This window comes from Flavobacterium sp. SH_e (assembly GCF_025717045.1).
Lineage (GTDB): Bacteria > Bacteroidota > Bacteroidia > Flavobacteriales > Flavobacteriaceae > Flavobacterium.
In genome coordinates this window covers 710,793-736,152 of record NZ_JAOVZN010000006.1, presented here as the reverse complement: position 1 = coordinate 736,152, position 25,360 = coordinate 710,793, and the positions used below count along the sequence as shown (strand labels likewise).

The window sequence follows — 25,360 nt, the reverse complement described above, 5'->3', positions numbered from 1 at the left end:
AAACTTATGGGATTTTTTGATTTCATGACCGAGGATATTGCGATAGACCTTGGAACCGCAAACACTTTAATCATTCATAATGATAAAGTTGTCATTGATAGTCCATCTATCGTTGCACGTGATAGAGTATCAGGCAAAATCATTGCTGTTGGTAAAGAAGCCAACATGATGCAAGGTAAAACACATGAAAACATCAAAACTATAAGGCCTTTGAAAGATGGTGTAATCGCTGATTTTGATGCTTCGGAAAAAATGATCAATATGTTCATTAAAAGTATTCCCGCATTGAAAAAAAGAATGTTTACCCCAGCTTTACGTATGGTTGTATGTATTCCTTCTGGTATTACTGAAGTGGAGATGAGAGCGGTGAAGGAATCTTGTGAGAGAGTAAACGGAAAAGAAGTTTACTTGATTCATGAGCCAATGGCAGCTGCAATTGGTATTGGTATTGACATTATGCAACCAAAAGGAAACATGATTGTCGATATCGGAGGTGGTACAACAGAAATTGCTGTAATCGCTTTAGGCGGAATTGTATGTGACAAATCTGTAAAAATTGCAGGTGACGTTTTCACAAATGATATCGTTTATTACATGCGTACACAGCACAACTTATTTGTTGGAGAAAGTACTGCTGAAAAAATTAAAATTCAAATTGGAGCTGCAATCGAAGATTTAGATGGCCCACCAGAAGATATGTCAGTTCAAGGTAGAGATTTGCTTACTGGTAAACCAAAACAAGTAGATGTTTCTTACCGTGAGATTGCAAAAGCATTAGACAAATCTATTCAGCGTATTGAGGATGCAGTAATGGAAACATTATCTCAAACTCCTCCTGAATTAGCAGCAGATATCTACAACACTGGTATCTATTTAGCTGGTGGAGGATCTATGTTGAGAGGACTTGACAAACGTATCTCTCAAAAAACAGATTTACCAGTTTATATTGCTGAAGATCCATTAAGAGCTGTTGTTCGTGGTACAGGAATGGCACTTAAAAACATTGCAAAATTTAAAAGTATCTTAATCAAATAAGATTCAAAATAACAATCAATTTACTTTTATAAGGGTCAAATTTTTAATATTTGACTCTTATAAAAACTGAAACCTTTAAGCATATCCTGAAACAAAATAACCAGACAAGAAATGCAGCAAATATTTAATTTCATTATAAGAAACAGTAATCGATTACTGTTTTTGCTGCTTTTAGGTATTTCGTTGACGCTCACAATTCAATCGCATTCCTATCATAGAAGCAGAGTAATCAGTTCAGCTAATTTTTTAAGCGGAGGTGTTTATGAAAGAATTAATCGTGTAAACGAATATTTGAATTTAAGAGCCGAAAATGACGAACTTGTATTAGAGAATGCAAGGTTAAAAAGTCTTTTGTTTAACAAAGAAGACACTACCAAAGCACCATTGCCAGATAGCATTAAAGGTGTAAAACCTGCTGATATAATTGTATCTAAAGTAATTCACAATACATACAACACACACGAAAACTATATCACTTTGAACTCTGGAAACAATGAAGGAGTAAAACAAGATATGGGAGTAATTAATAGTTTAGGAATTATTGGAGTTGTTGATAATACTTCTGCAAATTACTCAACTGTAGTAAGTATTTTGAATATGAAGTCGCGTATTAATGCCAAAATAAAGAAATCAAATCACTTTGGTTCTTTAACTTGGGATGGTAAAAGCACTGGATTTGTACAATTAGAAGACGTTCCTAGATTAGCTTCTATCAGAAAAGGAGATACTATTGTTACTGGTGGACAATCTTCTATTTTCCCTGAAGGAATCAATATCGGAACTGTTGAAAATATATACAAGAAAAACAACACCAGTTTTTATGTCATAAAAGTGAAACTATTTAATGATATGACCAATCTCGGGCACGTTTATATTATCAAAAGTAAAGACAGAGAAGAAATTATTAATCTAGAAAACCAAAGCAAGGAAAAGAATGAGTAGCGCTGTTTTAGTAAATATTTTTAGATTTATTATGCTGCTGGCAATTCAGATTGTTATTTTCAATAATATGAATTTCCTGGGATACATAAGTCCTTTTCCATATATCCTGTACATTATTTTGTATCCGGTAAATAGTAACAAAGCTGGTTTAATAATTTCAAGCTTTTTGCTTGGACTTACTATGGATATGTTTTGTAATTCGGGTGGTATACACGCAACAGCTTGTGTGATCCTAGCATATTACAGACCTTATATTTTCAAATTTTCTTTTGGACTGAGTTATGAATATCAAACGATAAAACTAAACGAGTCTTTAACTCCAGAACGATTCTCGTTTATATTGGTTTCCGTCTTAATGCACCACATTGTATTGTTTGTTCTTGAAGCATTTCAATTCAAATTTGTCTGGGACATTTTACTCCGAACCTTGTTTAGTTCTATCTTTACTATAATTACCTCAATAATAATAATTTATCTTATTAAGCCCAATAAACGATGAGAAAAGTCTTGCTGCCCACTATAATTATTATTGCAGCGTCTTTGCTAGTGATCAGGATCTTTTATCTGCAGATTATCGATGATTCATTCAAATTGAAATCGGAAAATAATGCGATTAAGAAAGTTTACGACTATCCTGAAAGAGGCTACATCTATGATCGTAACGGAAAACTTCTTGTTGCCAATCAGGCTTCTTACGATATTATGGTTATCCCTAGAGAGGTAAAAGAAGATTTAAATATTGCAGAATTCTGTACACTTCTAAACATCACACAAGAAGAATATCATAAACGTATTGAAAAAGCAAAAGTGTATAGCCCAAGGCTTCCTTCGGTTTTTTTATCTCAGTTAAATAAAAATGAGTTTGCTGCCTTTCAGGAAAAAATCAGAAAATATGATGGATTCTATTTCCAAAAAAGATCTTTACGTGATTACGAAGTAGATTATGGTGCAAATATATTTGGTTTTATTACTCAAGTAAATGAAAAACAAATTGCCAAGAATCCATACTACAATAGCGGAGATTTAATTGGAAAACAAGGTGTAGAACAAAGTTATGAAGAAATTTTACGCGGAATAAAAGGTGTAAAATACATTCAGAAAGACAAATACAACCGAGAAATCGGTCCTTATAAAGAAGGAAAATACGATACGATTGCCGTAGCTGGAGAAGACATTAATTTAACTATTGATGCTGAACTTCAAAAATATGGCGAGGAATTGATGATTAATAAAAGAGGTGGTATTGTAGCAATTGAACCTAAGTCAGGCGAAATTCTTGCTTTAGTTACAGCTCCTTCCTATGATCCAGGCATTTTAGTAGGACGCCAAAGATCTAAAAATTATACACTTTTATATAACGATTCGATTTCAAAACCTTTATATGACAGAGGTCTTTTAGCAGAGTATCCTCCAGGTTCTCCATTCAAAATCCTGACTGGTTTAGTTGCACTCCAAGAAGGCGTAATAAACGAACAGACTACTTTTATGTGCCATCACGGATTTAGTTACGGTGGAGGTCGATTCATGAAATGTCACGGTTTTGGTCCGCATCAGTTGCATAACGGAATTTACAATTCTTGCAACACTTATTTTGGACAAGCCTATATGCTTACAATCAATAAGTATAAAGACCCTGGCCAGGCTGTTGATGTTTGGAGTGGCCACGTAAAAAGTTTCGGTTTAGGACAATTTATGGGATATGATTTACCTATTGGGAAACGAGGAAATATCCCAACTTCTAAAACCTATAAAAGAATTTACCCTAATGGCGGATGGAGAAGTTCAACTATTGTATCAAATGCAATTGGACAAGGAGAGGTTTTAATGACACCTATTCAATTGGCCAATATGATGGCAACTGTTGCGAATCAGGGTTATTATTATACTCCTCATATCATTAAAAAAATTGAGGGAGAAAAAATAGACGAAAAGTTTACGACAAAACACGTAACTACTATTGATCAAAAATATTATCCGCCTGTTATAAGCGGACTCTTTGATGTATACAACAAAGGTACAGCTTACGCTCTTAGAGTTGAAGGAATTGACATTTGCGGAAAAACTGGAACAGCTGAAAACTATGCCAAAATAAACGGTAAAAGAGAAAAACTTAAAGATCACTCTATTTTTGTGGCTTTTGCACCAAAAGACAATCCGAAAATTGCTATTGCCGTTATGATTGAAAACGGAGGTTTTGGAGCAACAGTTGCGGGACCAATCGCCAGTTTGATGATTGAAAAATATCTAAGAAAGAAGATTACGAGAACAGATCTAGAAGTAAGAGTATTAAACAAAAGCTTACTGTCGGAATATGCTAAATTAGGAGGAATAAGTGAGGCTCTTAAAATTGAATCTGTTCCAAAAGACTCTGTTTTACAAGCAAAAATTGTAAAACCAAAAGCTCCTGTTACAGCAACAACAAAAACTGAAGTTAAAAAAACAGCGGTAGACACTACTAAAGAAAATTAAGAAAGATTATTTCAAATGAAAAATCAAAGTGTAAAAAATAATATCGATTGGATAAGTGTTTTTATCTACATTGCGCTGGTAACTTTAGGTTGGCTGAATATTTATTCGTCGTCTTTATTATCAACTGATGGCACTTATCAAAAACAGTTTATTTTTATTTGCTGTACAATTCCTTTAATATTTGTAGTGCTTTTTGTTGATGGTAAGTTTTATGAAAAATATGCCAGTATTATATTCATTGTCTCTTTATTATCTTTAGCAGGATTATTTCTCTTTGGAAAAACAATTGCCGGACAACGATGCTGGTATGCGATTGGAAGTTTTACTTTACAGCCTTCTGAGTTTGCAAAGGCCGCGACCTCATTAGCTTTAGCAAAATATTTAAGTGATACACAAATCAACCTAAAAGAAACCAATAGGCAAATTCAGGCTTTGGCCATTATGTTGTTGCCTGTAATGTTGATTTTACCACAGCCAGACCCTGGAAGTGCTTTAATTTACAGTGTTTTCATCCTTGTTTTATACAGAGAAGGTTTGCCTTCTTGGTACGTATGGACTGCTTTTATAACCATTGCTCTTTTCGTTCTAACATTAGTTTTAGAGCCGTATGTGGTTATAGGAATATCATTTATTGTGCTGGCAATTATATATTTCAAAGGTAGGGTTGTTGATCGAAATATTCTTCAGAGCGGTATTTTGCTGCTTTTAATTTCGGGATTTGTTTTTTCTGTTGACTACGTTTTTGATAACGTTTTTAAACAGCACCACAGAGATCGTTTCAATATTTTATTAGGTAAAACTGTTGATATGAAAGGTATTGGGTACAATACCAACCAATCTGAAATTGCAATTGGATCTGGAGGATGGATTGGAAAAGGTTTTCTTGAAGGAACACAAACTAAAGGAGGATTCGTTCCCGAACAGCATACCGACTACATCTTTACAACTGTTGGTGAAGAATGGGGATTTGCTGGTTCTTTAGTAGTGATTTTGCTTTTTGTAAGCTTACTACTTAGAATTATTTATTTAGCAGAAAGACAAAAAACAAAATTCAGCCGGGTTTACGGCTATTGTGTTGCGGGAATTCTCTTTATACACTTCTTTGTAAACATTGCAATGGTAATTGGAATTTTCCCAACAATTGGAGTACCTCTTCCATTCTTTTCGTACGGAGGTTCTGGACTCTGGGGATTCACTATTTTGCTATTTATTTTCCTTAAAATGGACGCGAATAAAGTGAATGAATGGTAATATTTAATTGTTAATTGTTAATTGTTAATTGTTAATTGTTAATTGTTAATTGTTATCTGAAATTTTTCTAAGATTATTTCGTCACTCGCAATTTGATAACGTACATTTTTGAGTTTCGGTAAATACTATAAAACTTATTTCTACAAATTAAATTCTACTGAATTATAGACATAAAAAAAATCCGAAGTTTAGGCTTCGGATTTTTTTTTATGCTTTTATTAGATTATATCTGTTCGTTTGGTCTCTTTTTCAATAGTTTTAATAAAACTGGGAATGTTGAAATAACGATGATAATTATAATGATATATTCAATATGTTTCTTTAAATCTATTCCTTGTTTTAAGAAGACGCCATATAAATAATGTCCTGCGAAAATTAATATGAATGACCAAAGGAAAGAACTCAAGATATTATAAAACATAAATTTCTTTTTGTCCATTGAAACGATTCCTGCAACGATTGGAGCAAATGTTCTAAAAATAGGTAGGAAACGTGCATAAATAATTGCTTTACCTCCATACTTCTCAAAGAAATCTTTTGACTGAAGCAGATACTTTTTCTTAAACCAAAATGTATCTTCTTTTTTGAATAAATAATAACCGCTTTTAGCACCAAACCAGTAACCCGTCATGTTTCCTAAAACTCCCATTATAGCTACTGCAGTTGCAAGCAGAAATACGTTTAAGAAATCGTTTGGGATATATAAAACATTCTCTATTAAGTCACGGCTGTAAATCCCTGCTAAAAAAAGCAAACTGTCTCCAGGTAGAAAAAAACCTGCAAAAAGTCCTGTTTCAGCAAAAACTATAAACAGCACAATAAATAACCCAATCTGAAAACCTCCGACGCTTAAAGTAATATAAAATTCAGGGTTTAGTAACTGGGTCCATTCAAAATTATTCATAAAACGAGATTGGTTATCTTTATAGTTCGTGAAAGTAACAATAATTTACCTTAACCGCAATAAAATGCAGTATTTTAAACATAAATTAACTATTAAAAAAAGCCCAAACTAGTCGTTTGGGCCTTCCTATTATTCTTCTCTCACATATTTACAACAGCTGTGAAGGTTGTCATAATCTGCTGCTGCAGCTTTAACTTCCTTAGTATCATGACCTGCCTTTGCAATTGCTTTATTCAAATCCGAAGGAGAACATTTCTCTTCATTTAAAATTACAGAAAGTTGGTGCGAGCTAACATCCCAAGTTGCTGTTTTTACACCTGGAACACCATAAGCCGCTTTTTCAATTCGTTTCTTGCATTGTTCACAGTTTCCATTTACTTCAGTTGTATATTTTAAATTTTTATTTTTTTTGGTTTGAGCCTGAACTGAAAAACCTAAAAAAATCATTATTGCGATTAAAACTATTTTATTCATTTTGCTTACTATTTATTGTTATTGAAATTATCTTTATTCTTTATTTAATTTTAAATCTTAATCCAGCATAATACATTTGCCCAAAAATTGGAGCGTATGCAATTGATGCATCAAAATTAGATCCAAAAGGATCATTTGCTCCTAAAATTGCTTTTTGCTGTTTGTAGTTCCCAATATTTTCTCCTCCTATGTATACTTCAAAAACTGAAGAAAAAACACGAGTTACTTGTGCATTCATTACAGCATAAGCTGGTGAAAAATCAGGAAACTGATCCTCTGTTGGGTTTGTGGCCGTATATGGCAATTGTTGTTTCCCTGACCAATTATAGGTAAAATCAAATTTCCATTGTTTATCATCATTCATTGTTGTTTCATACTCTAAATTTCCCAAGAAACGATGTTTTGCTTGAAGCGGACGCTGGAATGTTCCTCTTAAATAATCCGTTTGAATATCATAATATTTGTAAGCTGTTCTCAAATTTAAGTTATGAACCAATTCATAATTAAATTCAACTTGAAGACTGTTAGCAAATGAACTTCCTTTTAAATCATAAAATAAAACTTGCTGCGGACTCTGCATCACATCTACAACTGCCTGATTTTGGAAATCGGTACGGTATAAATCGAAACCTGCATCCGCGTTTCTATTGAATAGACGGAATTTCTGCGAAAAACTCACGCCATAATTCCAAGCAATTTCTGGATTTAATCCGTAGACTTTTCCATTAGAATCTAAAATTGAAAACGTTCTTGAACTAGCAAAAAGCTGCTGATTCTCTGCAAAAATATTAGCAGAACGTTTTCCTCTTCCTGCAGAAAAACGAATTACTCCATTTTTCCAAGGATTATATCGCATGTGTAATCTTGGCGTAACAAAGAATCCTAATCGGTTATGATTATCTACCCTTCCTCCTAAAATTAAACTAAAATTATCTGTATTGTCATAGGTATATTCAAAGAAAGCTCCAACCGAATTATCGATTCTGCTTACATCTGTTAGATTCACAAATTCCTGATATTGATCGTAAGTAAAATTCAAACCAGTTGTAAACTTGTTCATAGTATTATTAATGATAGAATTGAAAATCAAATTAGAATAAAAACTATTCTGTTTGATATCGTATTGATTCAAACCATAATAAGAATCTTGTTTATGGCTATTAAAAGCATTTTGAAATCCAATACTTTGATATGGCATATCCTTGAATACGTATCCAATTTTTGTTGAAACATCAAAACGTTCGGTATTGATTTCTGAACCCCAATAATTTGTCGTACCACGATCACGATCTTTGTCAAAGTCAACTTCTCCAGTTTGTTTCTTATCATTCATATATCTGAAATTGATAAAGCTAACCAAACCGCTTTCTGGGTCATAATATTGATAACGATTTAAAACATTGATTTGTTTTCCTAAAGGATTATCTAAAAATCCGTCATTGTTCATATCATTTTTTGCTACACGCGCATTTCCATGAACAAATAAACTCGTAGCCCATTTATCTGATAATTTTTTATTGAAATGCGTGTTTAATTCAAAACGAGAGTCGGTTGAACCATATGCATTCAGAAAGAATGGAATATCGCTTAAGGGTTTTAGAAGTTCTGTATTAATTTGGCCCGAAATACTTTCATAACCATTTATAACACTCCCCGCGCCTTTTGTAATTTGAACACTTTCGATCCAAGTTCCAGGAGTAAATGACAATCCATAAGCTTGTGAAGCTCCTCGTACAGAAGGAATATTCTCTTCTGTAATCATTAAATATGGACTAGTCAGTCCAAGCATTTTAATCTGTTTTGTCCCTGTTAACGCATCAGAAAAATTGACATCGATTGATGGGTTTGTTTCAAAACTTTCGGCTAGATTACAGCAAGCCGCTTTAAGCAATTCTTTGCTGGTAATAACAGAAGTATTGGCAGTTAACGTATAGGATTTTTTAATTCCTTTTTGCTTTTTAGTGATTTTTACTTCCTCTAAATCTTCTTGTGAAAACATAGAAACAGAAAGTAAAAACGCTGCAAAAAGCATTATATTTTTTTGCATAAAAAATGATTTTAATGTTGAATAGAATTACATTTTTGATGTTTGTTCAAAGCGAAAACAATCAAAATGTAAATGCATAGCCTTAATCAAGACTTGCACTGCATCTTAACATTAAAAATCAGGAATAGAAGATATACTGATGATATAACTTGAATAAGGGGGGTGCATTCGCATCAGCATAATACGAAAGAACTTCTTTCTTTTTAAAATTTGGAAGTTCTAAAAAGACAAGAGGTTTATAATCCTGTATAACTGCTGGGAAAGCAAATTGAAAAAAGAAGAATTTGATAGTTGCGTCGTCTGATTTCTTTTCGAAATGAACAACTTTATCTTTACAGCAAGAGTTCTTTTTCTCTTTAGAAGCACAACATTTTTTTTCAACGACAGGTTCTGCAGTAGTTTTTAAAGAAACCGAAGCAATTTTTCCACCACAATAATGTACGTCAAAAGCAAACCCAATATTGGAAACCAATAGTAGGAGCGCTAAAAAGAGACCTGTACATTTTTTCAAATTCATACTGCAAAGCTATTCAAAAAACCAGTGATAAAAAACTAAACCAAATGTTATTTTTTAGAATTTTGAAGCTGATAGTAAAATCCTGGAATAAATAATAGCACTAAAACAGGCTGAATTATAAATCTTCTAACGTAGAAAAGAAGCCAGCTACCGTCTGGGAAAAATTCGAGAATTATAAAAAATGCCCCTAAAAGTATTACCAGAAAAAAGACATACATAAACAAACTGACTTTCAAAATATCTTTATCTCGAAATAATGTATAAATCAACAAAAGAGATAAAGCCGAATTTAAAAAGTAACGAGAAAATAATCCGAAGAAAAGTTTAAGATTTTCAACTGGAGGATAAGGAAGAGAAAGAAAATCAGCGCTAAAATAAGTCACAAAAGGGTCATAAAACAACTTCTTTTCAAACATCCTGATTATAGCAAAACATATTACAACAATTACAGCCGTAAGGATTTTAAACTTATTATCTTTTAATTTATTTAGCATATTTTGAAAATCTATTGATCCAGAAAATCCATAAAATAAAAACATATCCGTAAATAATCAATGGAAATAAAACACCGTGAAGAAACTTATTCTTTTCTGGGAAATAATACATTAGCACAATCAAAAGTGCAATTCTAATAATATTAAGGATATAAAGAGACACAAGCCCTAAAGCTATAAACAGTAAAGTCTTTTTAATATTTCCAGAAAAAGCCGCTACAAACGACACAAAGAGAATCATTACACTTACAGCATTGCATCCTTCAGTGATTCGGGCAATATATCTACTGTTTAAAAGAATATCCAGCCAAGGATTTTGAGAGTTTTTTTGAATTATTATATCATAATTAAAAAGCCCTAACAGTTGTTCTGTATTTCTTCCAGCAATTACAGTTATGCCATCAAGATCTTCTGCTTGATAACTATTCAAATAAAATTTGTAAAGCAAAGTTAGGACAATATATGTCAGGAAAAAGATGCTTACAAAAATCAAAAATGGCTTAAACTGAACTAAATATTTTTTCAAGAGATTTTTTTTTCAAATTTATATATTTTTTGAGTTCAGCTTTAAATACTTTTGTATAAAATTTTATATCATGACATTTCAAGAATTACAACCAAAGATAAGTACAATTGTCGCTGACAATGAAACAAATAGAGACGAAAAATTATTAGCAATCTGCCAGCTTTTAAACGAAAATGTAGAGTATTACAACTGGGTAGGCTTTTATTTTGCCAATCATGAGGCCAAAACTTTACACTTAGGACCATATGTTGGTGCAGAAACAGATCATACTGTTATTCCATTTGGAAAAGGTATTTGCGGTCAAGTAGCAGAAAGTAATGCTAATTTTGTTGTGCCAGATGTTAAGGCGCAAGACAACTATATTGCTTGCAGTTTGACTGTTAAATCAGAAATCGTAGTGCCTCTTTTTGTGAATGGAGTAAATATCGGACAAATCGATATTGACAGCCACGTTATTGATCCGTTTACAGAAGCTGACGAAAGATTTTTAGAATTTGTAAATCAAGAAGTTGCTAAATTATTCTAAAAACGTTAAATTTAGAATAAAAAATAGAACTGAATGAAAAGAAACATCTTCATCTTTTTGCTTCTGATAATTTCAGTTAATCTGCCTGCGCAAATTAATATGGTCTCTAAAAAAATCTTTTTAGATTCTTTAAATCGCGAATGCACGCCAGACAATTATGCTTATACAAGAGTAATTACCAATTACTCTCAAAAAAGTGTACGTTATGTTGTGACGGACTTTTATAAAAATGGCAGAAAGAAAATGACCGGCTCAACTTTAGATCGCGATGTTCTAAAAAAAGACGGAGAGTTTATTTGCTACTTTAAAAATGGAGGAAAAGAGTCTGTCATAAATTATTCTGAAGATCATAAAACCGGGAAAGAGATTACTTGGTATGAAAATCAGACTAAAAAGTGTGAAAAGCAGAATATTTGGGATCCGAAGACAAAAAAACTGCAAACTCTAATTCTTAACTGCTGGGATGAAAATAATAGTCAAACCGTAGTTGATGGAAATGGAGATTATGAAGAATCAGATAAATTTGGAACCCAAAAAGGAACTCTTAAAGACGGCTTAAAACAAGGAGTTTGGGAAGGAAATGATATTTTGCGAAAAATTACATTTGTTGACAATTATAATAAAGGAATGCTAATTTCTGGCGTAAGTACAGATGAAAACAATGTCAAATTTTCTTATTCTTCTTTAAGTGAAAAGCAATCAGGAAAAAAAAATCAGAAAGTAAAGTAACAAACAATTGGAATCAGACAGAAAAAAGCGAATGTAAATTGTTAAAAATAAATTTCTTAGCCCTAATTTTTAGATTCTTTTATTTTTTTTTGATTTTTCTGATTTTTTAATCTAATTTTGCACCCGTCTTACAAAAGTTGTATTGACATACATAAAAATCATTAAAATAATATTGGAATGTATTTAAGCAAAGAAAAGAAAGAAGAGATTTTCGCACAACACGGTGGTGCAACAAACACTGGAAGCGCAGAAGGTCAAATTGCATTGTTCACTTATAGAATTTCTCACTTAACTGAACACTTGAAAAAAAATCGTCACGATTACAACACTGAGCGTTCTCTTGTCCTATTAGTAGGTAAAAGAAGAGCTTTGTTAGATTACTTGAAAAAGAAAGATATCAACAGATATCGTGAGATTATCAAAGTATTGAATATCAGAAAATAATCAATATAGAAAAGAGGTGCGAAAGTGCCTCTTTTTGTTTTTACATCACAGCTATTTATAATAAGCATATTACAAGAAAAAAAGTTTGGTTTTTCATTGGGTTTTAGATAACAACAACTACACACAACAACAACTACAACACAACTAAAACCCATTGTATAATCAAAAAGGAAAAATTTATGATTCCACAAGTTTCACAAGAAATTATCGATTTAGGAGATGGAAGAAGCATCTCAATCGAGACTGGTAAATTAGCAAAACAAGCCGATGGTTCAGTTGTTGTACGTTTAGGAAACTGTATGCTTTTGGCAACAGCAGTTTCTGCAAGAACATCTAACCCAGGTGTTGACTTTTTACCATTAACGGTAGATTACCGTGAAAAATTTGCTGCTGCAGGACGTTTCCCAGGAGGATTTTTCAAAAGAGAAGCAAGACCAAGCGACAGCGAAGTATTAACAATGAGATTAGTTGACCGTGTATTACGTCCTCTTTTCCCAGACGATTACCATGCTGAAACTCAGGTTATGATTCAATTAATGTCTCATGACGATAACGTTATGCCAGATGCATTAGCTGGTTTAGCAGCATCTGCAGCATTAGCTGTTTCTGACATTCCATTTTACAATTTAATTTCTGAAGTACGTGTTGCACGTATCGACGGAAAATTAGTTATTAACCCAAGCAGAGAAGAGTTAGAAAAATCTGATATCGACATGATGATCGGAGCTTCTATGGATTCTGTTGCAATGGTTGAAGGTGAGATGAAAGAAATCTCAGAAGCTGAAATGGTCGAAGCAATTAAATTTGCTCACGAAGCTATTAAAGTTCAAATTGTTGCTCAACAAAAATTAAGAGCAAAATTAAACTCTCAAGAATACAGAACTTACGAAGGCGAAGTTGAAGACGAAGCTGTTTACGCTAAAGTAAAAGCTGCTGCTTACGATAAATGCTACGCAATTGCTCAAGAGGCTTCTGGAAAATCTGAAAGAGGTGAAAAATTCGCAGCTGTTAAAGAAGAGGCTAAAGCTTTATTTACTGAAGAAGAATATGCTGAAAATGCAGATCTTGCAGGTTTAGTTGGGAAATATTTCTACAAAACAAACAAAGAAGCAGTTCGTAACGTAATTCTTGAAAAAGGAATTCGTCTAGACGGTAGAAAAACTACAGAAATCAGACCAATCTGGTGCGAAACTGACTATTTACCATCTGTACACGGATCTTCTTTATTTACACGTGGAGAAACTCAAGCTTTGGCAACAGTAACTTTAGGAACTTCTAAAGAAGCTAACCAAATCGATTCTCCATCTGAGCAAGGTGAAGAGAAATTCTACTTACACTATAACTTCCCTCCTTTCTCTACTGGTGAAGCAAAACCATTAAGAGGAACTTCAAGAAGAGAAGTTGGGCACGGTAACTTAGCTCAAAGAGCTCTTAAAAATATGATTCCTGCAGATTGTCCTTATACAATCCGTATTGTTTCTGAGGTTTTAGAATCTAACGGTTCTTCTTCTATGGCAACAGTTTGTGCTGGAACAATGGCTCTTATGGACGCAGGAGTTCAAATGACCAAACCAGTTTCTGGTATTGCTATGGGATTAATTACTGACGGTGAGAAATTTGCTGTATTGTCTGATATCTTAGGAGACGAAGATCACTTAGGAGATATGGACTTTAAAGTAACTGGAACTGCTGACGGTATTACTGCTTGCCAAATGGATATCAAAATCGAAGGATTACGTTATGACATTATGGAACAAGCTTTAGCACAAGCTCGTGATGGACGTTTGCATATTTTAGGAAAATTAACTGAAACTATTGCAGCGCCAAGAGCAGAAGTTAAAGCTCATGCACCAAAAATTATTACTAGAACTATTCCTGGAAACTTTATTGGAGCATTGATTGGACCTGGCGGAAAAGTAATTCAAGAATTACAAAAAGCTACTGGAACTACTATCGTAATCAATGAAGTAGATGAGCAAGGTGTGGTTGAAATCTTAGGAACTAATCCAGATGGAATTAAAGCTGTATTAGCTAAAATTGATGCTTTAACTTTCAAACCTCAAGTTGGAGAAGCTTACGAAGTAAAAGTAATTAAAATGCTTGATTTTGGAGCTGTAGTTGAATATACTGCTGCACCAGGAAACGAAGTATTGCTTCACGTATCTGAGTTAGCTTGGGAGCGTACAGAGAATGTTGCTGACGTAGTTAAAATGGGAGATGTATTCCAAGTGAAATACTTAGGAGTTGACCCTAAAACTAAGAAAGAAAAAGTGTCTAAAAAAGCACTAGTTCCAAGACCTCCACGTGAGGATAAAAAAGAGTAATCAGATCTTAGTTTACTAAAGGTTTATTCATAGAAAACCCCAATTCTTAATCGAATTGGGGTTTTTCAGTTTAGTTAAAAAGCTTGTTTTTTTTGAATGGGATACCTTTTCGAATCAAATAGGCATGATAACAACTTGGCACATCAAATGTCCATTTGGGCAAAATTAAAATGATTACTAAAACATCAACATACCCCAAAATTCCAAAAATAACTGCTAGTGAAAAAGTTATTGCATCGAAAAAATAAACTCGCAAGTAGATTTGCACTTTTAACGTAAAATATACTTTAAGTATAATTTTCACCCAATTCAACCTAATAAAATAAAATTTTTATTACATTTTAACACTATAAAGTGATTTTTATAACATATTTTTAATACTTTTGGAACCAATCAATCCAAAAAACAAAAAATCACATTTCCTTTGAAAAATTACCAAAAAAAAGCGATTTACGTGTCGCTATTTGCAAGCCTATTAAACATATCGTATCTGTACTCTCAATCTGCTGAAAAATCTTCATTATACGATTACTTCGACCAAACAGTCGGAAAAGACAATTTAAATATTAATAACGGAATAGTTCATAGCGAACCTTTTCGCCCAATTGCTGGTAAAAGCAGGTATTATGCTGAAGAGTTTAATATTGGTGACATCAGTTTTGAAGGCCAAATTTATTCTAATGTTAATCTTAAGTACGATATTTTAACCGACCAAGTTGTTTACAAACAAACTGGATCTTCTGAAAACTTACCGATTAATCTAATCAGCGAAAAAGTTGATTATTTTTTCATTAAAAACAAAAAGTTTGTCAACATAAAATCTGACCTAAGTAAGGTTAATGGTCTTGCTCCAGGTTTTTATGAAGAAAACTACGCCGGCGACAACGTCTCTTTATATATTAAACATTATAAAGAAAAAGTAAAAGTCTTCCAGTCTGACGGTGTTTACTACAATTTCATCTATAAAATCAATTACTTCCTAAAGTACAATAACCATTTCTACAAAGTAGAATCGGAGAAAGATTTCAAGAAAATTTTCCCTGACTATAAAAAAGATATTAGTACCATTTACAATACTGATAAAAAATTAGAACGTTCCGATAAGATGAAATTCATGGAAAATCTAACAAAACAAATCAATGGTCTTTTAAAAAAAAGTTCTAATTAAATGAAAAAAATTACTCTTATTCTATTTTTAATTGCCTTTCAACAAATAATTTATTCTCAAGTAATCAGCGACAAAATAACGGTTGAATTTAAAAATGCAAATATAAAAACTGCCATTCAAGACATCGAAAAAGTATCTTATTTCAAATTCTATTTTGATGAAAAATGGCTGGAAAACGACAGTACTGCAATATCTAAACAATATAAAGAAGTTAGAATTGGTGAAGTTTTGGAAGATGTTTTTCAGAACACAAGCTTCAACTTTTACGTTTCGGAAAACAAAGTTATAGTTACAAATAACAGTATCATCTACAGTCAATTGCCTGATGATTATTTCGGAATTCCTCTTGAAAGAGACGAAAACGGAATGATCAGCCCTATTTTCTATCAGCAATATGATTCGATCAAAAAAACCAATTCAAGAAACCCAAATAAAAATATTAGGGATATTGTTTTGATTGGTAAAGAAGTGAAAAATCAGAAAAAGAAAACTTATACCTTATCTGGTATTATTAGAGGCGGAAAAAATAATGCTGGAATTGCTAATGTTTTAGTAAAAATACCAAACACAGAATATTCTGCCACTACTGATAAAAAAGGGTATTATAGCTTACAAGTTCCTGGAGGTTTAAATGTTATTGAAACGGACACGTTCTCATATAACAAAGTGACTAAAAATATCATGGTTTACAATGATGGATCGTTGAACTTTTCGTTAACCGAAGATATAAATCAGCTTGATGAAGTTTTAATTAAAACAAACAAAAGTAAAACTGCAAAATCAGCAATTACCGGTGTAACTACCATTGATGCTGAAGGAATTAAAAATGTTCCTTTGGTACTTGGCGAGCGCGACATTCTTAAAGTAGCTTTGACAATGCCTGGAATAAAAACTGCTGGTGAAGGTTCTGCTGGATATAATGTTAGAGGCGGTAAAGAAGATCAAAATTTATTTTTGTTGGACAATGCTACGTTATACAATCCGTCACATTTCTTCGGTTTCTTTACAGCTTTAAATCCTTATACAACTAAAAAAGTTGATATTTATAAAGGTAGTATTCCATCTGAATTTGGAGGAAGATTATCTTCTGTTTTTGACATTACTTCTAAAACTGGAAGTTTTGATGAGTTTCAAGGTGAAGGCGGTATTGGTCCAGTAACCAGCAATTTAATGCTTTCTACTCCTGTGGTAAAAGGAAAATCTAGTTTGGTAGTTGGAGGAAGAGCAACTTATTCTGATTGGATTTTAAAAAGCTTAGACGATGAGAACTTGAAAAATAGTCAGGCTTCTTTTTATGATTTCATCCTAAAATACAATCATAAAATAAATGCGAAGAATGATATCGAATCTACTCTTTATTATAGCCATGATAAATTTAGTGTGTCATCAGATTCATTGTATAAATACAGCAATAGATTAGCGACTTTAAAATGGAATCATACTTTCAATGAGAAAAACAAAGGTTCTTTGATTGTTACTAATAGCGAATACAAATTCAACATTGACTACGAATCTGAAGGGGTTAATAATTTTGATTTTGGCTATAAAATCAATGAAACTCAGGCGATGCTGAAAATGAATTATTTATATAACGAAAAGCATAAATTCAGTTATGGTCTTTCGACAAAATTATATTCTGTGGATCCTGGATATTTGAATCCGACAAATCCTGAATCGACATTAGTTCCTGTTGATGTTGAAACAGAAAAAGGACTAGAATCTGCAGCATATATTGGTGACAATTTTAAAATAAGCGACAAATTCTTGCTTGATTTTGGTTTACGATATTCCACTTTTGCTGCTTTAGGGAAATCTACTCAGAGAATTTACGAAGACAATGTTCCTATTAGTGATGCAACTGTTATAGATACAAAAACATACGGCAATAACGAAGTAATTAAAAGATATGGAGGTTTAGAACCTAGAATTGCGGCTAGATATTTCCTTGATGATGATTTTTCGGTAAGAGCAAGTTATGATAAAACTTATCAATACATTCATTTATTATCAAATAATACTACACAATCTCCAACAGATATTTGGAAACTTTCAGATTTAAATGTTAAGCCAGAAAGCGCTCAGCAAGTTTCTTTAGGTTTTTACAAAAATTTAAAAGGTGGCGATATCGAACTTAGCTTAGAAGGATATTATAAGAGATCTAAAAATATCTTAGACTACAAAGTTGGTGCTGAATTATTATTAAATGATAATATCGAAACGGAACTTTTACAAGGAGAAGGAAAAGCTTACGGAGTCGAAGTATTAGTCAAAAAACAAGTCGGTAAATTAAACGGATGGCTTGGATATACGTATTCAAGATCTTTAATAAAACTTGACAGTCAGTTTAACGAAGAAAAAGTAAACAATGGAAAGTATTTTGCTTCAAACTTTGACAAGCCACATGATTTTAGTGCTGTTTTAAATTATAAAATTACAAAGAGATACAGTTTTTCAAGTAATTTTACTTATCAAACTGGTAGACCAATTACGTATCCAATTGGTAAATACGATTATGGAAACGAGCAATATACAGTTTACAGTGATCGCAATAAATACAGAATTCCTGATTATTTTAGACTTGATATTGGCTTGAACATCGAAGGAAATCATAAAATTAAAAAGCTTGCTCATAGCTTTTGGAATATTTCAGTTTATAATGTGTTAGGAAGTAACAATCCTTATTCTGTATTCTTTGTTACAAAAGAAGGACAAATCAAAGCTTATAAAACATCTATTTTCTCTATTCCAATTCCAAGTATTACTTATAATTTCAAGTTTTAAAGTCATGAAAAATTTTACATATAAAATCTCCCTTTTCTTAATTCTGGCATTTGCAGCGAGCAGTTGTACAGAACAATATGTGTTTCAGAATAATGATTTTGAAAGCGCTCTAGTTGTTGAGGGAACTATCACGAACGAACTTAAAAATCAAACAATAAGACTTTCTCAGGTTTATCAGCTTGAAGAAAGCGGTCCAAAATTAGAAAAAGGAGCAAGCGTATCTATTTCTGATGATCAAGGAAACGTGTATCAATTTGAGGAAAAAGACACTTTATACGCATCTATAACTCCTTTTAAAGCAGAACCTGGTAAAAAATACCAATTGAAAATTAGAACAAGTACAGGAAAAAACTACACCTCTGACGAACAAGTTTTAACAACCGAAACTAAAATTGATAATCTTACAGCAACTGTTGCAAACGTAGATGGTCAAAAAGGTGTACAGATTAACGTAAATGGTTTTGATCCAACAAATACATCTAAATATTATCGTTACGAATACACCGAAACGTATAAAATTGTAGCTCCAATGTGGGACTCTAGAGAAACTACAATTGTGAATGTTCCTGCAGTTCCTGCCGATCCGATCGAAGGAACTGAGGGAGAACCAGCTCGACAAGATATTGTGGTAAGTCTTAGAAAATATGAAACTAAAACTTGCTTTTCTAGCAAAAACTCTAATGAAATAATTCTTAATAACACCAATAGTCTTAGTGAAGACCGTGTAAATTTCCCTGTACGTTTTCTTAGCAATCAAAACTATATCATCTCGCACCGCTATAGTATTTTTGTAAAGCAATATGTTCAAAATTTAGCAGCATATACTTACTATAAAACTTTAAAAGATTTATCAAGTTCAGGAGGAGTTCTTTCACCAAAACAGCCTGGTTTTTTCTATGGAAACATAAAATCTGTAGAAAATCCAGCTGAAAAAGTAATTGGCTTTTTTGAAGTTTCAGCTGTTTCATCAGAAAGACTTTTCTTCAATTATTCTGATTTATTTCCTGGCGAACCACTTCCTCCATATTATGAAAGCGACTGTGAGGTTAGACAATTTGTAGATTGTTTAGGAGACCCTCCTTGTACTGGCACGCAATTACGTTCTGCTATTCTAAGCCGCTATTTAGTTCACTTATCTTCTAGCCCACCTTCTTATTCTATGGTAAAAGCAGCTTGTGGAGATTGTACTTCATTTTCATCTAATATTGTCCCTCCTTTTTGGATAGATTAATCTTTTATAAAATTCATGAAACACTTTTCAATATATAATCAGACTAATATTCTAGGCAGAATTAAACATTTGATGCTTTTGATGTTTTTATTAATTCAAAGCGGATTTATCTATGCTCAGAATTCACAAACAAAAAAAGATATACCAACTACTTCAACGCAAGAAACTATTTTTCTTCATTCGAACACAACTAGCTTTTTGACTGGAGAAACACTTTATTTTAAACTGTATTGCTTAAATCCTTTAAACAACAAAGCTAGCCAAATAAGTAAAATTGCTTATGTTGAATTAATTGACAGTGAGAAAAAATCGCTTCAAAAAAATAAAATATACCTTGATAACGGAATTGGAACTGGAGAATACTTTATTCCAACGACTTTAAAAACTGGAAATTACAAAGTCATTGCTTATACAAAATGGATGCTGAATAATCCAAATTCTCAAAAGCATGAAATAGATATTTTCATTATCAATCCGTTTCAAACACAAGAGCCAAATGATAATATTACATTTGACCTTGTTAACCCGCAAAATACTGCAACAGCAATTCAAACCATAAATTCAAACACAGGAAATGACAAAAGAATTGATTTTGAATTTGACAAAGAAAGTTATTATACGAGAGAAAAAGTCAATTTAAAATTGAAGTCTTTAACCGAAACTATTGAAAAAGGAAATTATTCTGTTTCTATTAGAAAAACAGATCAAATTCCAACTTTAAAACAGCTTACTCCTGCAGAATTTGCTAAGAAATCTGCAGAAAGCTATGTTAATTTTACGCCAGGATCGTTTACTTATATTCCAGAAGTAAGATCTGAACTTATTACAGGTTATATTACTTCAAGCAGTAATCAAAATGTTGGTGACAAATCGATTGCTTTATCATTGCCTGGAAAAGAATATGTTTTAAAAATTGTAAAGACAAATGCTCAAGGAAAATTTGCGTTTTTACTAGATCAATTTCCTAATTTTTCTAATGCGATTTTACAGGTAATTGATGAAAAAAGAGGTGATTATACTATTAATTTAGATTCTTTTCCAAAATTTGACGCATCTTCATTACAGTTCACTTCAAAACTTAATTTATCACCAGAACTTAAAAAAGATATTGAAGAAAGATCTACGGCTAGTCAAATTCAAAATGCTTACTATCAAATCAAAAAAGATAGTTTAGTTACTGAAGCAGTTATGAATCCGTTCTTCAGTACAATCGAAAAAGCGTATATTTTAGACGATTACACAAGATTTCCCACTTTAAAAGAAAATATTGTAGAAGTTCTTGTTGAACTTTATTACAGAAGAAATAACGGAAAATATGAACTTCATATTAGAAATGACCAAAAAGATTTAGAAATGTACGGCCCGCCAATGGTACTTGTTGATGGATTATTAATTCAAGATCCAAGCGACCTTTTTGAATACAATATGGGGAACGTAAACAGAGTAAGCTTAATTTCTGAGCCTTATGTTTATGGTCCGAATCTATATGGAGGTTTGATTAGTTTTGAAACTAAAAACAATGAATTTTCAGAAAATTATGCCAAGAAATATTTGAAAACAATGGAAATTCAGCGTCCAAATCCTCAGAAAGTATACAACAATCCCGAGTATGCTGCTGGAAATAAATTACAGCGTATTCCAGATTACAGATATCAATTACTATGGAAACCTGATGTAAAATTACAAACTAAAGAAGATCAATTATCTTTTTACACTTCAGACATCAAAGGAAATTTTGAAGTTGTTTTAGAAGGTTTTACCGAAAATGGACAGCCAATTTACGTTTCAAAAAACATTACTGTAAAATAATTATTCTTCATTTATAACATATTATAAGCCTTGATCAAAGCATTTTTTGATCAAGGCTTATTTTTTTATTCAATTTGTACGCAACCTTTTTAACTTCTTGAGACTATTATTTAGAACCGAATTTAAAAAGTCAGATACAATGAAAAACTTTCCGAAAATAGCAACAGTGCTTCTACTATTCATTTTTATTTTTTACGGATGCGAATTTCAAGACAATCCGCGTGAAGCTGTTAATTTAGAAACTGGAGAATTTGGAAAACTAATTAAAAAAGATTCCGAGTTATACAATACATTAGAAAATACAACTTCTGAAAAAACACTTGAAGAAGGAGAAACGCCTCCATGTGTAGAATTTATTTATCCGTTATCTTTAAAGGTTTACGACAGCAACCAGAATCCTATTGGAATACAATATATAATGAGTGACAGCCAATTCAGTAAAATTTTAGAAAATCTTTCTACTGATCAATCTTTAAGCATTAGTTATCCTATTTCAACAACTTTAGCAGATAATACTGTTTATTCTGTAAATAATAATTCAGAGCTGAATATCGCTCTTAAAAACTGTACTAGAGAAGATATCATAGCGTATTGCAACGGAATTATTTCTCCGCCTTTGGATAAACCATTAGATTATTACTGGAAAGTAACCTATTCTCAAACCAATGAAAACACTTATTTAAGCGGCCGATTTTTGATAAACTCAGATGGAACTTTAGTTTTTTATTTTAATAATCAAGAATATAACGGAACATGGTTCTTCTTATTTGTAGATGATAAGTTACACCTAAATATAAATTTAGATAGCGAATCTGATTTAGCTAAATATTGGAGCATTGATGGTGAAGTTGAAATGAACGGCACAAACATGACCATAAAAATGTTGGATAAAAACATAAAACTAGAACTTCTATACGAGACTAAATATCCATACAAAATAGGTGATATAGGACCCGCAAATGGAATTGTTTGTTATGACAAAGGCCAATATAGTTTTGGGTGGCGTTACATAGAAGTTGCATCAAAAGATTTAAAAGATTTAGAATGGGGATGTGCGGCTTCATCCATATCAAAAGCAAGAAATAACGAAATTGGAAGCGGTTATTATAATACAGCGCAAATTGTAATTTATCATGATAATCTAACCAACTACTATGCAAATCCAGCGGTTTGTAGCAATTTAAATAACGGAACTCTTTTGGCTAAAGATGCTTTATTCTTTAATCAAGATATTTATAGCGATTGGTTTTTGCCTTCATCTAATGAATTAGAACTAATATATAAAAATCTATATTTAAGCAATTTAGGTAATTTTACAGAGTCAATTTATTGGAGTTCAACAGAAATTGATCAAAATGCAGTTTCGACAATTAATTTTAAAACAGGAGAAAAAACTTCTACATCAAAAATTCCAGAAAAAAGTACAACTAAAGCTAGAGTTGTAAGATATTTTTAATTTACCTAAAAAGGATTTTTGATTCTTATATTTAAAATAACATAAAAACGTTTCATTTTTGAATTTAGACCAAATCATAAAAGGCTGTATTAAGCAGAACCGGAAATCACAAGAAGAACTTTATAATCTTTATTATAAAAGTCTTTTTGTGATAAGTCTAAAGTATTGCCAAAATGATTCTGAAGCCGAAGACAATCTTCATGATGCTTTTATTGAGATATTCATCAACATAAAAAACTTTAAAGCAACAGGAAGTTTTGAAGGATGGATGAAACGGATTCTAATAAATAAAGCAATCAGCAGATATAAAAATTCCTTTTTCCTCACCCCCATTAAAGATGATAACATTCCTGAGATAACAATTAGTGAGGCTGAAATGGATTATCCTATCGATTATTTGCTGTCATTAATACAAGAATTGCCGCATCAATATCGGTTAATTTTTAACCTCTATGAACTTGATGAATACAGCCATAAAGAAATTGCCGAAATGCTTTCTATAAGCGAAAGCACATCAAAATCTAATTTGCATAGAGCAAAATTAATTCTAAAAGAAAAGATCACTTCAACAAAGTCATTCCATAATTATCAAGCAAACCATGGAAAATAAAAAAGAAATAGGTAAAATATTTAAAGACAAATTAGAGCTGTTGGACAAAAGTCCGAGCAATAATTTATGGGCTTCAATTGAAAGTGATTTAAACAAAAAAAGAAAAAAACGTCTTTTATTCTGGCTTATTCCAAGTTTATTACTAATGGGACTTGCAAGTTCGATTTTGATTTTAGAATTAAAACAAAATCAAAATAAACCATTAGATTTTGAAAAAGATAAAACCGTTATCAATCAATCAAAAACAGCAAATGACCAAAAGCAACCTTTGGCAATTAAAAACAATACACCGCAAGATTCTGTAAACAAATCAGTTTCTACAAATCAGCCAATTGCAAAAAAAACAATTCAAAACTCAAGCGAAACCAAAACAACTATTAAAAAAAGCAGAACAGAAAAGCTAATCAAACAATCTTCAAAATTGGTAGCCACTACAGACGAATATGAAGAATATGAGGTAGTAAAAAAATATAAAGTAATCATTAAAAAAAATAAAACTGTTACAACTACTAAAAAGCCTAATCTTGCTTTAGGAAAACCAGAAAAAACTCCAAAGAAATCAAATAATACTACTAAAAAAGCATCTGTAGTTTCTAAAAAAGCAAGTTCCAAAACCGCATTAAAAAATCCAAAAAATAGTATTCCGAAAAACAACATTTCAAAAAGCAAAAAGAAGAAATCGACAATTCAAAAAAGACAGGATGATTCTATTGTTTCCAAACAAAATGAGCCAATAAAAACTGAAGATTCAGAAAAAAACAATGCAAAAACCAGCAAAGAAAGTTTAGAAGATTCAGAGAATCCGAAAACAATTAAACAAGACAGCATTATTCTCAAACAAGAGAAAAAAACAACTCCTAAAAGAGAATATATTAAAAGAGAATATCCTGAGCAAAAAAGAGAAAACGAACCTGAATTTTCAGTTTCAGTTTTTTACGGACCAGCGATTTCTGGTTCATTATCAGGAAAATCAACAATAAATGAGTCTTTTGATGATGTCTCAAAAAGCCATCCGATAACATCTCATTATGGCGTTTACTTTAAAACTATGTACGGGAAATATGGTTTTAAGGCAGGTATTTCTAAAATAAATTTAAAAATATCCAATCATTTAAATAATCAGTCTCCAATCAATTATGAAAATATGGTTTTGACTAATAATGATATTTATAATGTTATGGGTAATGATGAAGATATTCGGTTAGTGCAAAAAATATCTTATTATGAAGTACCATTAGAATTCAATTATGCCATTAAAAAAGATGAAACTCCATACGGAATTGACGCTTTTAGCGGATTCAGCGTATTAATCTCAGATGCAAATCAGCTTTATCTTTCTTCAAATAATTTGAAAAGCGAAGGAATTGGTTCCACTAAAGACTTAAATAAAATGAATTTATCATTTAATTTAGGAATGGGTTTTTATTATAAATTAAACGATAAATTTCAATTAGATTTCAATCCGATTTTTAAATATTATTTAAAAACTTTTAAAGATTACAGTGCACCAAAACCTTATAGTTTCTCGATTCAATCTGGGGTTACCTATAAATTTTAAAAAAAATAAATAATTATTGTAACTTTTTTGATACTCCTTACGTATAACCATTTGTACACTTTAAA

22 protein-coding genes are annotated in these 25,360 nt (G+C 31.8%); 16 read left to right on the top strand and 6 right to left on the bottom strand.

Annotation, left to right across the window (positions count from 1 at the left end; translation table 11 throughout):
• The first annotated feature begins 6 nt into the window (after positions 1-6).
• The 5 genes from OD917_RS14100 (at position 7) to rodA (ending at position 5,697) form a co-directional block, all read left to right on the top strand.
• Positions 7-1,035 carry a rod shape-determining protein gene (locus OD917_RS14100; protein WP_008466528.1) on the top strand — a complete coding sequence of 343 codons (1,029 nt, stop codon included), beginning with the start codon at positions 7-9 and terminating at the stop codon, positions 1,033-1,035.
• A gap of 111 nt (positions 1,036-1,146) precedes the next feature.
• Positions 1,147-1,977 carry a rod shape-determining protein MreC gene (mreC, locus tag OD917_RS14095; RefSeq protein ID WP_263524093.1) on the top strand — a complete coding sequence of 277 codons (831 nt, stop codon included), beginning with the start codon at positions 1,147-1,149 and terminating at the stop codon, positions 1,975-1,977.
• Positions 1,970-2,476 (top strand): rod shape-determining protein MreD, encoded by a 507-nt coding sequence (locus OD917_RS14090; RefSeq protein WP_111288314.1) that lies wholly within the window; start codon positions 1,970-1,972, stop codon positions 2,474-2,476. The genes mreC and OD917_RS14090 overlap by 8 nt, the downstream gene beginning before the upstream one ends.
• Positions 2,473-4,446, top strand: a complete 1,974-nt coding sequence (mrdA, locus tag OD917_RS14085) for a penicillin-binding protein 2 (RefSeq protein WP_263524092.1) — start codon at positions 2,473-2,475, stop codon at positions 4,444-4,446. The genes OD917_RS14090 and mrdA overlap by 4 nt, the downstream gene beginning before the upstream one ends.
• A 15-nt stretch (positions 4,447-4,461) precedes the next feature.
• Positions 4,462-5,697, top strand: coding sequence for a rod shape-determining protein RodA (gene rodA, locus OD917_RS14080; RefSeq protein WP_263524091.1), 1,236 nt, complete (start codon positions 4,462-4,464; stop codon positions 5,695-5,697).
• Between the two features lie 223 nt (positions 5,698-5,920).
• Here rodA and OD917_RS14075 read toward each other — a convergent pair whose 3' ends face one another.
• The 6 genes from OD917_RS14075 to xrtF all read right to left on the bottom strand — a co-directional run bounded on the left by OD917_RS14075 (position 5,921) and on the right by xrtF (position 10,659).
• On the bottom strand, positions 5,921-6,601 hold the full coding sequence (locus OD917_RS14075) for a DedA family protein (protein ID WP_263524090.1): 681 nt from the start codon (positions 6,599-6,601) through the stop codon (positions 5,921-5,923).
• Between the two features lie 129 nt (positions 6,602-6,730).
• Positions 6,731-7,075: a heavy-metal-associated domain-containing protein gene (locus OD917_RS14070; protein ID WP_111288322.1), complete on the bottom strand. Its 345-nt coding sequence runs from the start codon at positions 7,073-7,075 to the stop codon at positions 6,731-6,733.
• A 40-nt stretch (positions 7,076-7,115) separates the two neighbouring features.
• Positions 7,116-9,122, bottom strand: a complete 2,007-nt coding sequence (locus OD917_RS14065) for a TonB-dependent receptor plug domain-containing protein (RefSeq protein ID WP_263524089.1) — start codon at positions 9,120-9,122, stop codon at positions 7,116-7,118.
• A 118-nt stretch (positions 9,123-9,240) separates the two neighbouring features.
• Entirely contained in the window at positions 9,241-9,639 is a 399-nt protein-coding gene (locus OD917_RS14060) for an HYC_CC_PP family protein (protein ID WP_263524088.1), read from the bottom strand.
• Positions 9,640-9,686: 47 nt separating this feature from the next.
• Positions 9,687-10,133: an exosortase F system-associated membrane protein gene (locus OD917_RS14055; RefSeq protein WP_263524087.1), complete on the bottom strand. Its 447-nt coding sequence runs from the start codon at positions 10,131-10,133 to the stop codon at positions 9,687-9,689.
• Positions 10,123-10,659, bottom strand: a complete 537-nt coding sequence (gene xrtF / locus OD917_RS14050; protein ID WP_263524086.1) for an exosortase family protein XrtF — start codon at positions 10,657-10,659, stop codon at positions 10,123-10,125. The genes OD917_RS14055 and xrtF overlap by 11 nt, the downstream gene beginning before the upstream one ends.
• 70 nt (positions 10,660-10,729) lie before the next feature.
• Here xrtF and OD917_RS14045 point away from each other — a divergent pair, with 70 nt between their 5' ends.
• From OD917_RS14045 to OD917_RS13995, 11 genes are all read left to right on the top strand, one after another.
• Positions 10,730-11,185, top strand: a complete 456-nt coding sequence (locus OD917_RS14045; protein WP_263524085.1) for a GAF domain-containing protein — start codon at positions 10,730-10,732, stop codon at positions 11,183-11,185.
• Positions 11,186-11,218: 33 nt separating this feature from the next.
• Complete coding sequence (locus tag OD917_RS14040) at positions 11,219-11,914, top strand: hypothetical protein (protein ID WP_263524084.1); 696 nt, start codon at positions 11,219-11,221, stop codon at positions 11,912-11,914.
• Between the two features lie 177 nt (positions 11,915-12,091).
• Entirely contained in the window at positions 12,092-12,358 is a 267-nt protein-coding gene (rpsO, locus tag OD917_RS14035; RefSeq protein ID WP_111288334.1) for a 30S ribosomal protein S15, read from the top strand.
• A 179-nt stretch (positions 12,359-12,537) separates the two neighbouring features.
• Entirely contained in the window at positions 12,538-14,682 is a 2,145-nt protein-coding gene (locus OD917_RS14030) for a polyribonucleotide nucleotidyltransferase (protein WP_263524083.1), read from the top strand.
• A gap of 424 nt (positions 14,683-15,106) precedes the next feature.
• Positions 15,107-15,850, top strand: coding sequence for a hypothetical protein (locus OD917_RS14025; RefSeq protein ID WP_263524082.1), 744 nt, complete (start codon positions 15,107-15,109; stop codon positions 15,848-15,850).
• Positions 15,851-18,631 (top strand): TonB-dependent receptor, encoded by a 2,781-nt coding sequence (locus tag OD917_RS14020; RefSeq protein WP_263524081.1) that lies wholly within the window; start codon positions 15,851-15,853, stop codon positions 18,629-18,631. It abuts the gene before it with no gap.
• A gap of 4 nt (positions 18,632-18,635) precedes the next feature.
• On the top strand, positions 18,636-19,862 hold the full coding sequence (locus tag OD917_RS14015) for a DUF4249 domain-containing protein (RefSeq protein ID WP_263524080.1): 1,227 nt from the start codon (positions 18,636-18,638) through the stop codon (positions 19,860-19,862).
• Between the two features lie 15 nt (positions 19,863-19,877).
• Positions 19,878-21,671 carry a hypothetical protein gene (locus OD917_RS14010; protein WP_263524079.1) on the top strand — a complete coding sequence of 598 codons (1,794 nt, stop codon included), beginning with the start codon at positions 19,878-19,880 and terminating at the stop codon, positions 21,669-21,671.
• Positions 21,672-21,810: 139 nt separating this feature from the next.
• On the top strand, positions 21,811-23,127 hold the full coding sequence (locus tag OD917_RS14005) for a DUF1566 domain-containing protein (protein ID WP_263524078.1): 1,317 nt from the start codon (positions 21,811-21,813) through the stop codon (positions 23,125-23,127).
• 58 nt (positions 23,128-23,185) lie between these two features.
• Positions 23,186-23,737: an RNA polymerase sigma factor gene (locus OD917_RS14000; protein WP_263524077.1), complete on the top strand. Its 552-nt coding sequence runs from the start codon at positions 23,186-23,188 to the stop codon at positions 23,735-23,737.
• The gene (locus OD917_RS13995) at positions 23,727-25,295 is read left to right on the top strand and encodes a porin family protein (RefSeq protein WP_263524076.1); all 1,569 of its coding nucleotides are present in this window, start codon (positions 23,727-23,729) and stop codon (positions 25,293-25,295) included. Before OD917_RS14000 ends, OD917_RS13995 begins: the two co-directional genes overlap by 11 nt.
• Positions 25,296-25,360: the final 65 nt, after the last annotated feature.

What these genes read in the sequence shown, in the direction of transcription:
- OD917_RS14100 (WP_008466528.1), top strand. Translation starts at nt 7, where the DNA reads ATGGGATTTTTTGATTTCATGACCGAGGATATTGCGATAGACCTTGGA.
- mreC (WP_263524093.1), top strand. Translation starts at nt 1,147, where the DNA reads ATGCAGCAAATATTTAATTTCATTATAAGAAACAGTAATCGATTACTG.
- OD917_RS14090 (WP_111288314.1), top strand. Translation starts at nt 1,970, where the DNA reads ATGAGTAGCGCTGTTTTAGTAAATATTTTTAGATTTATTATGCTGCTG.
- mrdA (WP_263524092.1), top strand. Translation starts at nt 2,473, where the DNA reads ATGAGAAAAGTCTTGCTGCCCACTATAATTATTATTGCAGCGTCTTTG.
- rodA (WP_263524091.1), top strand. Translation starts at nt 4,462, where the DNA reads ATGAAAAATCAAAGTGTAAAAAATAATATCGATTGGATAAGTGTTTTT.
- OD917_RS14075 (WP_263524090.1), bottom strand. Translation starts at nt 6,601, where the DNA reads ATGAATAATTTTGAATGGACCCAGTTACTAAACCCTGAATTTTATATT.
- OD917_RS14070 (WP_111288322.1), bottom strand. Translation starts at nt 7,075, where the DNA reads ATGAATAAAATAGTTTTAATCGCAATAATGATTTTTTTAGGTTTTTCA.
- OD917_RS14065 (WP_263524089.1), bottom strand. Translation starts at nt 9,122, where the DNA reads ATGCAAAAAAATATAATGCTTTTTGCAGCGTTTTTACTTTCTGTTTCT.
- OD917_RS14060 (WP_263524088.1), bottom strand. Translation starts at nt 9,639, where the DNA reads ATGAATTTGAAAAAATGTACAGGTCTCTTTTTAGCGCTCCTACTATTG.
- OD917_RS14055 (WP_263524087.1), bottom strand. Translation starts at nt 10,133, where the DNA reads ATGCTAAATAAATTAAAAGATAATAAGTTTAAAATCCTTACGGCTGTA.
- OD917_RS14045 (WP_263524085.1), top strand. Translation starts at nt 10,730, where the DNA reads ATGACATTTCAAGAATTACAACCAAAGATAAGTACAATTGTCGCTGAC.
- OD917_RS14040 (WP_263524084.1), top strand. Translation starts at nt 11,219, where the DNA reads ATGAAAAGAAACATCTTCATCTTTTTGCTTCTGATAATTTCAGTTAAT.
- rpsO (WP_111288334.1), top strand. Translation starts at nt 12,092, where the DNA reads ATGTATTTAAGCAAAGAAAAGAAAGAAGAGATTTTCGCACAACACGGT.
- OD917_RS14030 (WP_263524083.1), top strand. Translation starts at nt 12,538, where the DNA reads ATGATTCCACAAGTTTCACAAGAAATTATCGATTTAGGAGATGGAAGA.
- OD917_RS14020 (WP_263524081.1), top strand. Translation starts at nt 15,851, where the DNA reads ATGAAAAAAATTACTCTTATTCTATTTTTAATTGCCTTTCAACAAATA.
- OD917_RS14015 (WP_263524080.1), top strand. Translation starts at nt 18,636, where the DNA reads ATGAAAAATTTTACATATAAAATCTCCCTTTTCTTAATTCTGGCATTT.
- OD917_RS14010 (WP_263524079.1), top strand. Translation starts at nt 19,878, where the DNA reads ATGAAACACTTTTCAATATATAATCAGACTAATATTCTAGGCAGAATT.
- OD917_RS14005 (WP_263524078.1), top strand. Translation starts at nt 21,811, where the DNA reads ATGAAAAACTTTCCGAAAATAGCAACAGTGCTTCTACTATTCATTTTT.
- OD917_RS13995 (WP_263524076.1), top strand. Translation starts at nt 23,727, where the DNA reads ATGGAAAATAAAAAAGAAATAGGTAAAATATTTAAAGACAAATTAGAG.